Origin of the sequence: Rickettsia peacockii str. Rustic, assembly GCF_000021525.1 — a bacterium.
Classification (GTDB): domain Bacteria; phylum Pseudomonadota; class Alphaproteobacteria; order Rickettsiales; family Rickettsiaceae; genus Rickettsia; species Rickettsia rickettsii.
On the sequence record NC_012730.1, the window covers coordinates 333306 to 350236 of the forward strand.

Below are 16931 nucleotides of genomic sequence, written 5' to 3' on the forward strand. Positions count from 1 at the left end.
AGGAAATTGCATAGCAATTGACGAAGCAAAATCTCAGGAGAGTTTGTTATTATTTCATGAGATTGTCACGCAGCCTACGGCTGCTCGTAATGACGGTTTCAGTATGTATCCACGCAACAATGCTGTCTCGCTTTTGCAGGAATAACATAAAGAATATTTATCAATCCACTCAAAAATGACCTAGTTGGCGAACTACTCTGAGCTAATTTGCAATTCTCCTAAAATATAAGATTATAAATTTAAGAATAATAACGCAACAAACCAAGTTGAATTATATATTACTTCATTGATTAAGAATTGTTAATTTATCACAATGTCATTAGTTACTGAAGTTTTATATTTTCCATATCCCAATCATGAGAAATAGTATTATACTTTAATATATAAGGCTTAGTATCTATAGAATCTAGAGTTACATCAGCAATCATATCATCATGCGACGAGATAAGTTCATTATAACCGAAATTAGCATAATAAGGTTGATAATTTCTAAATCTAACCGTTATAAACTTCTCTTTAGTAATAGCAGGCAAGCATTTCACCAAATCATCAAGATTACTTAAAGCTAAATCTTTCATCTCAAAAATTTGCAATCTATAAACATTTTTATAATCTTTAGTAAAAAACGTTGGTATAGAGCTAAAGCTACTACCGGATTGAACAGAAGCTATACTTAGAGCTTTAAGAGGAATACCTGATTTATTACTAAAATAATCATCGGCTTCAAAAAATACTGCACCGCCGAAATTTATCATTTTAGCGATTTTATTATTGTTCACATCATATAAATCTACTGCTTGTTCTAGCTTTTTTCCGTCACGAAATATAGTAAGTTTAATAGCTATTCCTTTGAAATTATCCATTTCTCTATCAAATAATGCTAGATTGCCGCCGAGTTCCTTATCATTAACTGCCCAAATAATATCACCGGCTTTTAAAGATTTTGCGGCAGGTGATCCGGCTAGAACTGCCTTAATGCTTATCACTCTATTTCTACTATCAGGAAATTTCTTTATATATTTATCCATTTCTTCTTTAGGGAAATTGTGATGTCTAACTGCTTTATTTAAAGAATATAACTCGCTTATTATTCCTATATGTTTTCTGCCTGGTTGTTTATTATTCTTTAAACTTTCTAAAGTGCGAGCTACATAATCACCGTGCAGCGCTAGAGAATGAGTTTTACCGCCACCATATAATACTCCTATAGCCTCAATCTTATCGTTTAATACCGGTGAACCGCTAGCACCTCCTGTAGTATTTAAATTAATAACATAAGTACATTGCGGCATTAAACCTTCAATATTATAAAGATCAGACAAATAACCGGTATGGAAAGAAAAACCTTTTGCTTCTGTGTTACCGACTACAAAAACCTTTTGATTTAATTTTGGAAATTCGCTTGCAAAAGATATTTGCGTTGCTGATGCCGGTATATCTTTACTCTCTACTTTTAAAACGGCATAATCTTGCCAAATATCGTAATAGATAAGTTTTGCTTCTGCCTGCTCACCGTTATAAAAAGTAACAAAATAAGTTCCGATAGACGCACCGCCGACAACATGAGTATTAGTAATTATATAACCGTTGTTCTTATCGTTGATAAATCCCGTTCCAGTCCAACTACTTGTATCGTCATATGCCGATACGGCAATTCTAGTATCGATCGTTACGATTGCTTTCTTTGCTTTTTCAAATATAATAGTGCTTGTTTCGCTAGATGCTAAAACTATATTATTTAGGAAAACTAAATTAATAATAAATAAAAGTTTTAGTAAAATCGGTAGTTTTTTCATTGTCACCTCTTGTAAAATCATTTAAGCCACACTATATCAAATCAAAAGTCATAATAAAATAAAAAAAAGAAAACGAGGAATCTTATGGGAAAAGTAATAGGTATCGACCTTGGGACTACCAACTCTTGTGTTGCAGTCATGGAAGGTAAAGAACCAAAGGTAATAGAAAATGCAGAAGGTGAAAGAACTACGCCGTCAATAATAGCTTTTGCAAACGGCGAAAAATTAGTCGGGCAATCTGCTAAGAGGCAAGCAGTAACTAACCATCGCAATACTATATATGCGGTAAAGCGATTAATCGGTAGAAATTTTATCGATCCTATGGTTAAGAAAGACCAAGGTATTGTACCGTATAATATAGTGAAAGCCGATAACGGGGATGCATGGGTCGAAGCGGATAATAATAAATATTCACCAAGTCAAATTAGTGCATTCATTTTACAAAAAATGAAAGAAACTGCTGAGAATTATTTAGGGGACAAAGTAACACAAGCAGTAATTACCGTACCTGCTTATTTTAATGATGCACAGCGTCAAGCAACGAAAGACGCCGGTAAAATAGCAGGTCTTGAGGTCCTTAGAATAATCAACGAGCCGACTGCTGCAGCTCTTGCTTACGGTTTCGAGAAATCGGCAAGTAAAACTATTGCAGTATACGATCTTGGCGGCGGAACATTCGATGTTTCAATTCTTGAGATCGCTGACGGTGTTTTTGAAGTAAAATCAACAAACGGCGATACATTCCTTGGTGGTGAAGATTTCGATACAAGAATATTAAACCATTTAATAGATGTATTCAAAAAAGAAAATGGTATAGATTTAAGTAACGATCCTTTAGCACTTCAACGTTTGAAAGAAGCCGCGGAAAAAGCTAAGAAAGAGCTATCTTCTGCAGTAACTACCAATATTAATTTACCTTATATTACGGCTGATAGTAGCGGTCCAAAACACTTAAATATTAAATTTACTAGAGCTGAACTAGAAAAATTAGTAGATGATTTAATTGAAAAAACAATTGAGCCTTGCCGTAAAGCATTACAGGATGCAGGTTTTAAAGCTTCTGATATTCAGGAAGTAGTATTAGTAGGCGGTATGACTAGAATGCCGAAAGTACAAGAAGCCGTAAAAAAATTCTTCGGACGTGAGCCGCATAAAGGCGTAAATCCCGATGAGGTTGTAGCTCTTGGTGCTGCTATTCAAGGCGGAGTACTTAATAAAGAAGTAACGGATATATTATTATTAGACGTTACACCTCTATCCCTTGGCATTGAAACTCTTGGCGGCGTATTTACAAGATTAATTGATCGTAATACTACTATACCTACTAAGAAAAGTCAGGTATTCTCAACTGCTGATGATAACCAGCATGCCGTAACTATTAGAGTATTCCAAGGTGAACGTGAAATGGCAAAAGATAATAAATTACTTGGTCAGTTTAATCTCGAAGGTATACCTCTTGCACCAAGAGGTTTGCCACAAATAGAAGTAACGTTTGACATTGATGCTAACGGAATAGTGCATGTTTCAGCTAAAGATAAAGCAAGCGGTAAAGAGCAGAAAGTAACTATTCAAGCTTCCGGTGGTCTTAGCGATGCGGAAATTGAACAAATGGTTAAAGATGCCGAACAAAATGCTGATGAAGACAAAAAGCGTAAGGAACTTATTGAAGCAAAAAATGCTGCCGATAGTTTAGTTTATTCTACTGAAAAAACTCTTACAGAATATGGCGATAAATTATCATCAGACGATAAAGGAGCTGTTGAAGAAGCACTAGCCGCTTTAAAAGCCGTGCTTGAGTCGGAAGATACTGCTTTGATTAAAGAAAAGACCGAAAGTTTAACTGCAGCTAGCATGAAAATCGGTGAAGCGATGTATAAAGCACAAAGCGAGAGCCAACCTGCTGCAGAAAGTGCCGCTAATGATGAAAAAATAGTAGATGCCGACTTTCAAGATGTAGAGAAGAAGTAGAAGTAATTTCGTCATTGCAAGGAACGAAGCGACGTGGCAATCTCGTTAAATATCCTGAGATTGCTTTGTCAAATTACTATGTAATTTTCCTCGTAATGACGTTACAATCTCATTTTATAAATTAAATTATGTCACAAAATTATTACCAAATACTAGGGGTTAGTAAAACAGCTAGCCAAGCTGACCTTAAAAAAGCCTACCTCAAGCTAGCCAAGCAATATCACCCTGATACTACTGATGCTAAAGATGCTGAAAAGAAATTTAAAGAAATCAATGCCGCTTATGATGTTCTAAAAGATGAGCAAACAAGAGCTGCTTATGATCGTTTGGGACACGATGCTTTTCAAAATCAACAATCACGAGGGGGAGGAGGAAATCATGGCGGTTTTCACCCTGATATTAACGACATATTCGGTGACTTCTTTAGCGACTTTATGGGAGGCAGCAGAAGATCATCACGCCCAACTTCAGCTAAAGTTAGAGGCTCAGATTTAAAATATAATCTGACAATTAACCTAGAGGAAGCATTTCACGGTATAGAAAAAAATATTAGCTTTTCTAGCACAGTAAAATGCGATACTTGTCACGGTAGCGGTTCTGAAAAAGGTGAAACCGTAACTACTTGCGATGCTTGCAGCGGTGTTGGAGCGACTAGAATGCAGCAAGGATTCTTTACGATCGAACAAGCTTGTCATAAATGCCAAGGTAACGGACACATTATAAAAAATCCTTGCAAGAAATGTCATGGCATGGGACGTTACCATAAACAACGAAATTTATCGGTAAACATTCCTGCCGGTGTTGAAAACGGTACTAGAATAAGACATACCGGAGAAGGGGAAGCAGGTATTAGAGGCGGTAATAGCGGTGATTTATACGTTGATATAACAATAAAACCACATGATATTTATAAAGTAGACGGAGCAAATCTACATTGTAAACTACCTATTAGTTTTGTGAATGCTGCTCTTGGAGGAGAGATAGAAGTACCGGTAATTGAAGGCGGAAAAGTAAACTTAACAATTCCTGCAGGCACACAAAACGGTGATCAATTAAGGCTACGCAGCAAAGGTATGTCTAAAATGAGATCAACTATTAGGGGTGATATGCTTACGCATATTCATGTCGAAGTACCTAAAAATTTATCTAAAAGACAACGTGAATTACTAGAAGAATTCAAAAAAGAATCCATAAATGAAAAAGAAAATGACGGCAGCTTTTTTAATAAAATGAAAAGTCTGTGGTCGTAAATTTTATTTACCTTTCCTATAGAAATGAAACCTCCAATATTATAAAATATTATTTGCATAATATTACCGGAGGTTTTTATGCCTTATAAGAATAATAACGATTTACCTGATTCAGTTAAAAATCATCTTCCGAGCCATGCTAAGGATATTTATAGCGAAGCTTTTAATCATGGCATTTGAACCACATATAAGGATGCCGATAAAAGACGTGGAAATGACTCTAGAGAGACAGTTGCACATAAAGTAGCATGGTCGGCCGTAGAAAAAAAATACCATAAAAATGATAAAGGACATTGGGTAGAGCAATAAGTCCAAGAATATAGACCTATTCTTCTAGGGGTAATTTGTACGTCGATCCGGTACTCGAATCCTTACGTACAAGTGTACGCTGCGATTCTGCATTCTGTGTTTCCCTCAAATTCCTCCCTATAAACGAGTTTCTGAATAGGTCTAATTTATCAGTTTGTGAGATTTTAAATTGAATCCTTGAAATTCTGTAAGCCTATATGTATATTTAGTTATTAACTGAATTTAAGTTCTTATGAAATTAACAAAATTATTGAGTACCCTTTTAGTTATAGGGTTAGTTTTAGGCGGGTGCAAAAACAAAAAAACCAGTGATGACATAGTAGTCCCTATCGCTACCCTTTATAATGAAGGTATTACCTTATTGGAAAAGAAAAAATATAAGAACGCTGCAGAAGAATTCGGAAGAGTATTGTACCAGCATCCAGGTAATGAAATGACCCCGCAAGCCGAATTGATGCAGGCTTATTCTTTATTTCTCGCCGCTCAATATGAAGAAGCGGTTGATGTGCTTGATATGTTCATTAAGTTGCACCCTGCAAATGTTGACATTGCTTATGCATATTACCTTAAAGCATTATCATATTATATGTTAATTTCAGACGTAAATCATGATCAATCTAGAACTTTCCTAGCTAAAGATAGTTTTGAAGACGTAATAGCAAAATTCCCAAATACTAAATATGCTATTGATTCATCTTTAAAAATTGACCTAGTAAACGATCATTTAGCAGGTAAAGAGATGATGGTAGGTCGGTTTTACTTAAAGAAAAAGAATCCGATGGCAGCTATAAATAGATTTGAAGAGGTAATTGATAATTATCAAACTACTTCTCACTCGGTAGAAGCTCTTTACCGTTTAGCCGAGAGTTATATGATACTTGGACTTCCGGATGAAGCAAAAAAATATGCCTCAGTGCTAGGTTACAACTATCCTGATAGTCAATGGTATAGTTATGCGTACAGGCTAGTTCAGAACCACCAAAATTAAGCGGCATATGTTCTACAGTCTCTCAGTTAAAAACTTCATTCTGATAGACGAGCTGGAAATTGAGTTTAATAAAGGTTTATGTGTTATTACCGGTGAAACGGGAGCCGGTAAATCTATTTTACTTGATGCTATTTTATTTTGCTTAGGTTATAAAACTTCAAATAAGATAATAAAGCGTGGAAAAGAGTACGCTGTTGTTAATATAATATTCTCTTTAAATGAAGAAATAAAAAATTTTCTGATTCAAAATTTTATTGAACCTGAAGAGTTATTGTTTGTAAAGTGTCTGCAAAAAGCCGAAGGACGAAAAAATTTTTTCATTAATAATCAAGTGGTTACTAAAGCTCTTATGCAGCAATTAGCTACTTATTTATTCGAGCTTCATGGACAAAATAATAATATTTCTCTTCTAGAAGCAAATACGCAGCGTGATATTTTAGATAGTTATGGAAATCTTTTGGACTTTCGAGCGGAGCTTTCCAAATGCTATCAGGCTTGGCAAAATACTCGGAAAGAAATGGCCGAAATAACACTTAAGCAAAATTCTATAGAACAAGAAATTGATTATTTGAGCTTTGCAACGGAAGAATTAACTAAACTGAACATTCAAACAGGTGAAGAAGAAAAATTAGCAAATCTACGAAAAGATTTGCAAAATAAAGATAAGGATTTACAGCTAATAAAAGATATTCTAGAACAGATTAATAACCCTGAAATAAATACATCGATTAATAGAGCAGAGAAATTATTAGCAAGGCAAGGCAACAATGAGCGTTTTGAAGCTATCGTTACAAGTTTAGAGGAAGCCTATAATAATCTAGAAGAAGCACGCCAAGAATTATCAAATCTGTTAGATAGTTTCAATTATGAGGAATATAATCTTGAAGAAACAGAAGAAAGATTATTTTTAATAAAAGCTATTAGCCGTAAATATAATGTTCCTGCTGATGCGTTAGGTGTATTTTTAGATAAATCTTTAGAGCAGCTCAGTATATTAAAACACAAAATAGCAAATAGTAATGAGTTGAAAGCTCAAGAAGTACTACTGCAGAAAAAATATTATGAACTAGCGAGTAATTTATCTGCAAAGCGTCTTATTGTTGCAAAACATCTAGAAGAATCGTTGCATCAGGAGCTAAAGCAGCTTAAAATGGCGAAAGCAATTTTTGAGATTGAGATAAATGCTAAAGAACCAACAGCCGACGGTAATGACGATATTGTGTTTAAAGCGTCTACTAACCCGGGAACGGCAGCTGCAACAATTAATAAAATCGCTTCCGGCGGTGAATTATCAAGATTCATGTTAGCTTTAAAAACTTCTTTGTTTGATAAAATGGTAAAACCATCTATTATATTTGATGAAATAGATGTCGGGATTGGCGGAGAGGTCGCAGATAAAGTAGGTGAGCGATTAAAAAAACTTAGTAGCGTTACTCAAGTAATAGTTATTACGCACCAGCCGCAAGTAGCAGGTAAAGCGGATTTGCATATAAAAATCGAGAAAACACAGCTAGAGAAAGAAACGAAAGTAACGGTAAAAGCTTTAAATTTAGCTGAAAGACAGGAGGAACTCGCCCGCATGATTTCAGGTAAAACAATCACCAAAGCAAGTTTAAAAGCAGCAAAGGAGTTATTGCATTTGTAATAGGCACTAGCGGTACGGTTTTTATGTCATGCCTGCGAAAGCGAGAATCCAGAAAAATAACCTTAATATTGCTACAAGAAATTACATATTAATTAACAAATAAACCTATAAAAAACTTGTTTTTTATAGGTTTTACTGGATTCCCGCTTTCGCGGGAATGACATAATAGGGAACATATGAACAACAACTACACAAAATTAGAAAACGAATTTGCAACCATCTCACATTTTAATAATATCTTGAGCATATTATACTGGGATGTTGCCGTAAATATGCCTATGGGTTCAGGTGAGAGTAGGACAAACGAAATAGTAACTTTAACGTCGCTAGTTCATTCTATGCTCAAATCTCCTATTCTAAAGGAGCTACTTAGCAAGGCAAAAGAAGAATCAAAGAACCTTGATGAATGGCAGAATGGTAATATTAGAGAGATTGAGAGAAAAGTAACAGATGCAAATTGTATTGACGAGCAGCTACAAAAGAAATTAGTAGTAGCTACTACTAAAGCCGCACTTGTTTGGCGAGAAGCAAGAAAACATAACGACTATAATTTATTCAAATCACACTTACAAAAAGTCTTAGATTATACGAAAGAAGTTGCTAAAGTACGAGCAGATGCTTTTAATTGCGGATTATACGACTCATTAATAGATATGTTTGATCCAAGCAGAAAAAGTAGCGAGATCAAACAAGTTTTTTCAGTACTTAAAAAAGAACTCCCGCAGCTCATAAATAAAGTTTTAGAAAAACAGAAAACCGAGAAAGAACTAGTAAAACACAGCAAACTAGCTCCTGAAATGCAAAAGCGTATCGGAAAACGCATTATGGGAATTATGCAGTTTGATCTAACAAAAGGACGATTAGACGAATCGACTCATCCTTTTTGCGGTGGAACGCCAAACGATATACGTTTAACTACTAGGTATGATAAAGATAATTTCATAAGCGGTTTAATGGGAATTATTCACGAAACAGGACATGCTTTATATGAGCAGAATCTACCGGAAATGTATAAAGGGCAGCCGGTTGGGCTTGCTAAAGGTATGGCCTTCCATGAAAGCCAATCTTTATTTATGGAAATGCAAGTAGGTAGATCAAGAGAATTTACCGAATTTTTAGCTAAATTACTTAGAGACGAATTTGCTTTTAAAAGCGAAGAATATTCAGCAGCAAGTTTATATAGAAAAATTACAAGAGTGATGCCTGATTTTATAAGAGTAGATGCAGATGAAGTAACTTATCCGATGCACGTAATATTACGTTTTGAGATAGAGGAAATGCTTATCAATGGCGACTTGAATCTCGATGAGTTACCAAGCTGTTGGGATAGTAAGATGCAGGAATATTTAGGCGTTAAACCGGTAAGTTCTAGTAACGGCTGTCTTCAAGATATTCATTGGTCACACGGAAATTTCGGTTACTTTCCCGCCTATACAAACGGTGCAATTATCGCATCAATGGTGATGAAAAAAGTAAAAGAGATGCATTCAAATATAAAAGATGATATATTAAAGGGTGATTTTAGTAATCTAAATAATTATCTAAATAAGAATTTTAGAAATCTCGGTTCGTTAAAAAATTCAGCCGATTTATTAAAAAGTGCTAGCGGTGAGGAAAAAATCAGCCCTGAGGTGTATATAAGATATTTAGAAGGGAAGTATTTATAGTAATAAAATCGTTATTGCGAGGAAATTACGCAGTAATTGACGAAGCAATCTCGGAAGAATTGCTGAAATTGCCACGCTCCTTGCAGTCGCTTGCAATGACGGCTTATGACAACAACTAAACAATACAAACAATAATATGGAAGAAGACTTTAAAAAAACAGGTTATTTATTTGGCGGGAATGCTGTTTTTATTGAAGAGCTATATAAGCAATATCTAGCCAACCCTGCCTCGGTTGATCAAACTTGGCAAGAATTTTTTGCCGGCATTAAGGATAATAATACTTTACTCAATAAAAGTACGGCAAAAATAATTATCCCTGATGAAATAAAAAAAGAATCGTTAAATAATAATTTATCTTCTGAAGACTTAAATAGTTTAAAAGCTAAGGAAATGATCAATGCTTATCGCAAGCATGCTCACTATTTAGCGAATCTTGATCCGCTTGGTCTTGAGCTACGTAAAACAAAAAATGATTTAAAGCTTAATATAGAAACTTTTGGTCTTGATAGCAGTCAGCTAGAAGAAAATATCAATATTACGGATGAATTTGTCGGTACTTGGAACTGTAAATTATCTGAATTAGTGACCAAGTTCGATAAAGTTTATACAGGTTCTATAGGTGTAGAGTTTGAGCAAATAGAAAATGTAGCAGGAAAAAACTGGTTATATAATAAGCTAGAAAGCGAAGTTACGTTTTCTTCTGAAGACAAAAAAACTATCTTAAATGATTTAGTAGAAGTAGAAGGGTTTGAGCAGTATTTACATACAAAATTTCCCGGAGCTAAGCGTTTTTCCATTGAGGGTGGTGATGCTTCTATAGTTGCTATGAGTAAAGCTATAGATTTATCCATGCATCAGGGCGTCTCAGAAATCGTTATCGGTATGGCACATCGAGGGAGATTAAACACTCTAACTAAAGTAGTAGGTAAGCCATATAAAGCCGTTATTGCGGGCTTCATAAGCGGCAGCGTATTTCCTGATGAGCTAAATGTTTCAGGCGATGTAAAATACCATTTAGGCTATTCGTCCGATAGAACTCTAGAGGATAAGAAAATACACTTGTCGCTAGCCGATAACCCTTCACATTTAGAAGCGGTAAATCCTATAGTTGCAGGAAAAGTAAGAGCAAAGCAAGATATTCTTGGAGATACTAAACGCAGCAAAGTCAAAGCTATTTTAGTACATGGCGATGCTGCTTTTTGCGGTCAGGGCGTGGTTGCCGAGAGTCTATCAATGTCACCTTTAGCTGCTTATGATATCGGCGGGATATTGCATTTCGTCATTAATAATCAGTTAGGTTTTACGGCTAATGCTGCAAATACTAGAGCTAGTAGATATTCTACGGAGTTTGCTAAAATCATAGCTGCCCCGATTCTACACGTTAACGGTGACGATATAGAAGCAGTGTTAAAAGCCACCAATATTGCGGTAGAATACAGGCAGAAATTTGGTAAGGATGTTGTAGTAGAAATTATTTGTTACCGTAAATATGGGCATAATGAGGGCGATGAGCCGATGTATACTCAAGGCAAGATGTATAACATTATTAAAAACAAACTGACCCCTGGAAATATTTACGCAAATGAGTTAGTAAAAAGCGGTGTAATCGACAATAATTATTTTGCTAAGTTAAAAGAAGAATTTAAAGCAAAACTAGATAAGGAATATGAGCAGGCAAAAAGTTATAAGCAAGAAGCACATTTCTTAGGCGGATTATGGCAAGGTATTTCTCGTACTCGTACACAAGCTACAATAACGGGTATCAGTAAAAAAACATTACACGATTTAGGCACTAAACTATGCGAAATACCGAAAGATTTTGCCGTTAATCCAAAACTTGTAAAACTATTTGAAGCTCGAAAAGCCACTCTAACAGCTGATCAACCTATTGATTGGGCGACGGCAGAGCAGCTAGCTTTTGCAAGCTTGCTTGCTTCAGGCACAAATATAAGGCTAACCGGACAAGATTCGGGACGCGGTACTTTCTCGCATCGTCATTCAGTATTGCACAACCAAATTGATGGTACTACCTATATACCTCTAAATAATTTATCTAAAGAACAAGCAAAATACGAGGTAGCCGATAGTAATTTATCTGAATATGCGGTGCTTGGTTTTGAGTATGGTTATTCACTCGCAAACCCAAAAAATTTAGTTTTATGGGAAGCACAATTCGGTGATTTTGCTAATGGAGCTCAGATTATTTTTGACCAGTTTATTTCAAGCAGCGAAACTAAATGGCTTCGTATGAGCGGGCTTGTGGTTTTGTTACCTCATGCATTTGAGGGACAAGGACCGGAGCATAGTTCGGCAAGACTTGAGAGGTTCTTACAACTGGCGGCTGAGAATAATATGTATGTTACATACCCTACTACCCCTGCTTCGATTTTCCATCTGCTACGTCGCCAAATACTTGATGATACCCGTAAACCGTTAATCGTAATGTCGCCGAAATCATTATTACGTCATAAATATGCCGTATCTAAACTTGACGAGCTAGGTGAAAATACTACTTTCTTACCAGTTTTAGATGAAGTAACTAAAGTAGATACAAACAATATTACTAAAGTAATTTTATGCAGCGGTAAGGTATATTACGATCTATTTGAAATGCGTGGCAATAACAGTAATATAGCGATTATTAGGCTTGAGCAATTATACCCTTTTGAAAAAAAACTTGTAGCATCGCTATTAAAAAAATATAATAGGACGCAGGAATTGATTTGGTGTCAGGAAGAACCAAAGAATATGGGAACTTGGTGTTATATAGTTTCTCACTTAAACGATGCTTTAAAAGAAGCAGGAATTAAAAATGAATTTAAATATGTAGGTAGAGAGGAATCAGCCTCTCCAGCAGTAGGCTCGCTGCAAGCACATAATAAACAGCAAGAGAAACTATTAAGGACAGCATTGGGAATATGATTCTTAGGGTATTGCCTAATAATCATCATTGCGAGCGACTAAAAGGAGCGTGGCAATCTCAGGAATTTGCCTGAGATTGCTTCGTCGACGCTTATAGCGTCTTCTCGCAATGACGATAAAACTATACAGGGCGATGCTATACAAATATAGGAGTAAAATAAATTATGAGAGTTAAAATTATAGTACCGTCGCTTGGGGAGTCCATAACGGAAGCAACTATTGCCAAATGGTATAAGAAAGAAGGCGATTCGGTTAAAACCGATGAATTACTGTTAGAAATCGAAACCGAAAAAGTGACTTTAGAAGTTAATGCTCCTTGCAATGGTACTATAGGTAAAATATCGAAAACTGACGGTGCAAATATAGCAGTTGGCGAAGAAATAGGCGAAATAAATGAAGGAGCATCTGTAAATACTGCCGGTACTAATAATGAATCTGCTAGAGCTCAAGCAGTAACACAACCTACTTCAGAAAAACCTGCCGTGGCTAATAATACTCTTGCTCCTTCTGTACAAAAATTAGTTACCGAAAATAAGCTTGACCCCAATAATATAAAAGGAACAGGTAGAGACGGTAGAATTACCAAAGGTGACGTGCTTGCAACAATAAACACTACGACTACTTCTGCTCCTGCAATAAGTAAATCTAATGAAGAAAGAGTGCAGCGTGTTCGTATGTCACGCTTGCGTAAAACTATTGCACAGCGTTTAAAAGATTCACAAAATACAGCAGCTATTTTGACTACTTTTAATGAAATCGATATGTCAAAAGTAATTGCTTTGCGTAATCAATATAAAGAAGAGTTTGAGAAAAAGCACGCTGTGAAACTTGGGTTTATGTCTTTCTTTGTTAAAGCAACAATTGAAGCTTTAAAGCTTATTCCGTCGGTAAATGCTGAAATAGATGGCGATGATTTAGTATATAAAAATTACTATGATATAGGTGTAGCTGTCGGCACAGAGCAAGGGCTTGTTGTACCGGTTGTTAGGGATGCCGATAAAATGGGATTTGCCGAAGTGGAGAAAACTATAGGAATTTTGGCTAAACAAGCTCGTGAGGGTAAGCTTTCTATGGCTGATTTGTCAGGTGGGACATTCTCGATTTCTAACGGAGGCGTATATGGCTCATTATTATCTACACCGATTATTAATCCTCCTCAATCAGGTATTCTAGGCTTACATAAAACCGAGGAAAGAGCTGTAGTTATAGACGGTAAAATTGAAATACATCCGATGATGTATATAGCTTTATCTTACGATCATCGTATAATTGATGGGAAAGAAGGAGTATCGTTCTTGGTAAAAATTAAGCAGCTTATTGAGAATCCTGAAAAGTTATTGTTAAATTTGTAAAAAATTGTCATTGCGAGCAGCCGTAGGCTGCGTGGCAATCTCATGAAATCATAACAAACTCCTGAGATTGCTTCGTCAATTACTTCGTAATTTTCCTCACAATGACGTGGTCCCGTTTTTACTCTTTGAAAAAAAAGTAAAATCATTCAAAGAAAGGAAGTATATAATAATGATAAAATGTACTCGTCGTATTGAGTTCGATGCAGGACATAGAATTATAGAACATCAAAATAAATGTCAATTCCTGCACGGTCATCGCTATGTTCTTGAGATCGCTATAGCCGCAAACAAAACCGATAAACTTGGTATGGTAATCGATTTTGGTTTAATTAAGGATTTAGCTAAAAAATGGATTGATGAAAATTTTGATCATAGCTTAATCCTACATCAAGACGATAAGGAAATGGGGCAGCAAATAGAAAATTGTACCGGTCAAAAAATATATTACATGCAAAATAACCCGACTGCAGAAAATATAGCGACGCATTTAAAGAATGAAATTTTTCCTAAACTTTTCGTAAGTCAAAACTTCTTCGTAACTAGCCTCAAACTATATGAAACACCGCATTGTTTTGTTGAGGTTTAGGCATGCAAGATTGCTGTTTAATTTTAACTACTACTAATGATTTGCAAATTGCCGAGAAAATAGCATTTGTTTTGTTAGAATTAAATCTTACTGCCTGCATTCAAATTGACGATGTCAAAAGTTACTTTAGATGGAATGGTAGAGTAACTTTAGAAACTGAATATAGACTTGTAATTAAAACAAAATCTTCTAATTATAATGAAATTGAAAATAAACTCCTTGAAATTCATAATTATGAATTACCACAAATAATAAAAATAAATATTGACTATGGCTTTCAAAAGTACTTAGAATGGATTAACCAAAATAATAAATAAACTTATAGTTGAGCAAATTTAAAAATTAAGTAAGTAAATTATGAAATTATGGCAAAAAGTTACCTTAGGGTTAATCTTAGGTATTATATTTGGTATATACTTACCACAATATGTTAATTATATTAAACCTATCGGTGACATTTTCTTACGTTTGATAAAAATGATCATTACCCCTTTAATTTTCTTCAGTTTGGTTTCCGGTATCACTAGTATGAATAATAATTCTGCCCTTGGTAGAGTAGGAATGAAAGCGGTAGCCGCTTTTTTAGGTACTACTTTTTTTGCCACGGTTTTTGGACTCACTGTTGCCTTAGTATTAAAGCCAGGAGTAGGCGTACATATAGATTTCACCTCTTCAGGAACGACAAGCAGAACTTCATTTAATATAATTGATTTTTTTGTAAATATCGTCCCTGATAATGCTGTTGGGGCTTTTGCAAACGGTGATGTCTTACAAGTTGTATTTTTTGCTATTTTTGTTGGAATTACCTTAAACAAAATGAAATCTATCGGTGAACCTATTACTGATTTAATTCATATAATGTCAAAATTAATATTAAAAATGATATCGTTTGTTATTCAATTATCCCCTTACGGTGCTTTTGCTTTAACAGGCTGGATTGTAGGCATGCGGGGAGTTGAGGTAATGATTAGTTTATCGAAACTTGTTGTAGCGGTAGTTGTGGCGATGACATTCCAATATTTAGTTTTTGGCTTACTTATATGTGTATTCTGTCGTGTTTCACCTATACCTTTTTATAAGAAAAGTTTTGAGTATCAGATACTTGCTTTTTCTACTTCAAGCAGTAAGGCAACTCTTGCAACTACTATGCAAGTTTGTCGTGAAAAGCTTGGCATTTCAGAGTCTAGTACTTCGTTCGTACTTCCGATAGGTGCGTCAATTAATATGGACGGCTTTGCTATAAATTTATCTCTTACCACCATATTTTTTGCTCAGATGATGGGAGTAACGCTTGCTCCTCACGACTATTTAGTCATTATTCTCACCTCAACACTTGGATCTATCGGTGGTGCCGGTATTCCCGGTGCCTCTTTGATAATGCTTCCTATGGTTCTTTCTTCGGTTCACTTACCTATAGAGGGAGTAGCAATTATTGCTGGTATTGACCGAATACTTGATATGCTACGTACTACTATCAATATTACCGGCGATGCAACAATTACTATGATTATAGATAACAGCGAAGATACTTTAGATAAGGAAGTATATTTATCTTAATGATATTGCTAACTAAGACCAGACATTGTCATTGCGAGCAACTATAAGCATTGTTGTCTGAATTGAAAAATGCGTTTTATGTCATTCCCGCGAAAGCGGGAATCCAAGGAAAAGCGAAATTAAAATATAGTTATCAAAAAGAAGATAATAGAATAGAATTTTTACAAGGTGATTCTAATAAAGTAGAGGCAATATTCCCAAAAGAAAAAATATCTGAAATAGTACATCCTATACTTTGAATAGAAGATGCTCATATTAATACTATAGGTATTTTAGAATATTTTTGAAGAAGGGGATTATTTCATCATTGAAGATACTAATATTGACTATAATAATGCGTGCTATGATGTTTGGAGGAAAATTTTAGATGAAAAAACTTGTATAGCAACATTAGAAAATTTAAACAATAAAATCGTTAGATTAACTAGCTGGTTGAAAGAAAACAAAGATTTATATTTAGTAGATACAAAATATGTAAATTATACAAAAGAAATTAAAGATGCCGTAAATAATAATGCAGAAATTATACATATAAAAAATATCGATCAAAAAAATTATAATATAATGACTCCCTATGACGGTGAGGTACGGATTAGCGGAATAGAAGAATTAATTTGTCATATGTATGGAGTAATAGGGATAATTGGTAGTTTGCCTGTATTATATAAAGAAGATAAGAATATTATTAGAGCAGTAGCACCAAGACGTAATTCGCATAATGAACATAGCTCTCAATCGCCGTATAATGATTGAGATTGGCATGTAGATGCTGCATACCGTCCAAATGACCAAGAAGAGTGATAACTTATCTCCTATAGTTGACACTTAATTTTGGGGATTGTACATAAAGGACATGAGAATCTACCTATAGTATATATTAGCCTTAAAGA

At 35.0% G+C, this 16931-nt stretch carries 14 protein-coding genes and 2 pseudogenes; 14 read left to right on the forward strand and 2 right to left on the reverse strand.

Translation table 11 applies throughout. The features are described from left to right. Positions 1-323: 323 nt before the first annotated feature. A complete protein-coding gene (locus RPR_RS02085) occupies positions 324-1817 on the reverse strand; it encodes a S1C family serine protease (protein WP_085065623.1) in 1494 nt (497 codons plus the stop codon). Positions 1818-1880: 63 nt separating this feature from the next. On the opposite strand from RPR_RS02085, the gene dnaK reads away from it, so the two are divergent. The 4 genes and pseudogenes from dnaK to RPR_RS09705 form a co-directional block, all read left to right on the forward strand. Beyond that, positions 1881-3764 carry a molecular chaperone DnaK gene (dnaK, locus tag RPR_RS02090; RefSeq protein WP_012736535.1) on the forward strand — a complete coding sequence of 628 codons (1884 nt, stop codon included), beginning with the start codon at positions 1881-1883 and terminating at the stop codon, positions 3762-3764. 128 nt (positions 3765-3892) lie between these two features. Then, the gene (gene dnaJ / locus RPR_RS02095) at positions 3893-5014 is read left to right on the forward strand and encodes a molecular chaperone DnaJ (RefSeq protein WP_012736536.1); all 1122 of its coding nucleotides are present in this window, start codon (positions 3893-3895) and stop codon (positions 5012-5014) included. Between the two features lie 78 nt (positions 5015-5092). Then, positions 5093-5194: a ChaB family protein gene (locus tag RPR_RS09700; RefSeq protein WP_016830649.1), complete on the forward strand. Its 102-nt coding sequence runs from the start codon at positions 5093-5095 to the stop codon at positions 5192-5194. 6 nt (positions 5195-5200) lie between these two features. Further along, positions 5201-5323 (forward strand): annotated as a pseudogene (locus RPR_RS09705) (ChaB family protein); the annotation flags it as partial. Between the two features lie 22 nt (positions 5324-5345). Here the strand turns inward: RPR_RS09705 and RPR_RS07995 are convergent. Next, positions 5346-5454: pseudogene (locus tag RPR_RS07995) on the reverse strand (palindromic element RPE1 domain-containing protein); the annotation flags it as partial. A gap of 101 nt (positions 5455-5555) precedes the next feature. Here RPR_RS07995 and RPR_RS02115 point away from each other — a divergent pair. The 10 genes from RPR_RS02115 to RPR_RS09865 all read left to right on the forward strand — a co-directional run bounded on the left by RPR_RS02115 (position 5556) and on the right by RPR_RS09865 (position 16794). After that, on the forward strand, positions 5556-6311 hold the full coding sequence (locus RPR_RS02115; protein WP_012736537.1) for an outer membrane protein assembly factor BamD: 756 nt from the start codon (positions 5556-5558) through the stop codon (positions 6309-6311). Between the two features lie 7 nt (positions 6312-6318). Further along, entirely contained in the window at positions 6319-7956 is a 1638-nt protein-coding gene (recN, locus tag RPR_RS02120) for a DNA repair protein RecN (protein ID WP_012736538.1), read from the forward strand. 176 nt (positions 7957-8132) lie between these two features. Continuing rightward, complete coding sequence (locus tag RPR_RS02125) at positions 8133-9623, forward strand: carboxypeptidase M32 (protein ID WP_012736539.1); 1491 nt, start codon at positions 8133-8135, stop codon at positions 9621-9623. Between the two features lie 136 nt (positions 9624-9759). Then, complete coding sequence (locus RPR_RS02130) at positions 9760-12546, forward strand: 2-oxoglutarate dehydrogenase E1 component (protein ID WP_012736540.1); 2787 nt, start codon at positions 9760-9762, stop codon at positions 12544-12546. A gap of 164 nt (positions 12547-12710) precedes the next feature. After that, a complete protein-coding gene (gene odhB / locus RPR_RS02140; protein ID WP_012736541.1) occupies positions 12711-13898 on the forward strand; it encodes a 2-oxoglutarate dehydrogenase complex dihydrolipoyllysine-residue succinyltransferase in 1188 nt (395 codons plus the stop codon). Between the two features lie 169 nt (positions 13899-14067). Further along, a complete protein-coding gene (locus RPR_RS02150; protein ID WP_012736542.1) occupies positions 14068-14484 on the forward strand; it encodes a 6-pyruvoyl trahydropterin synthase family protein in 417 nt (138 codons plus the stop codon). Positions 14485-14486: 2 nt separating this feature from the next. Next, positions 14487-14801 (forward strand): divalent-cation tolerance protein CutA, encoded by a 315-nt coding sequence (gene cutA / locus RPR_RS02155; RefSeq protein WP_012736543.1) that lies wholly within the window; start codon positions 14487-14489, stop codon positions 14799-14801. 40 nt (positions 14802-14841) lie between these two features. Next, positions 14842-16041 (forward strand): dicarboxylate/amino acid:cation symporter, encoded by a 1200-nt coding sequence (locus RPR_RS02160; protein ID WP_012736544.1) that lies wholly within the window; start codon positions 14842-14844, stop codon positions 16039-16041. A 53-nt stretch (positions 16042-16094) separates the two neighbouring features. After that, positions 16095-16280: a hypothetical protein gene (locus tag RPR_RS02165; RefSeq protein ID WP_014013930.1), complete on the forward strand. Its 186-nt coding sequence runs from the start codon at positions 16095-16097 to the stop codon at positions 16278-16280. A gap of 193 nt (positions 16281-16473) precedes the next feature. Beyond that, positions 16474-16794 (forward strand): hypothetical protein, encoded by a 321-nt coding sequence (locus tag RPR_RS09865; RefSeq protein WP_014419715.1) that lies wholly within the window; start codon positions 16474-16476, stop codon positions 16792-16794. The last annotated feature ends 137 nt before the right edge of the window (positions 16795-16931 follow it).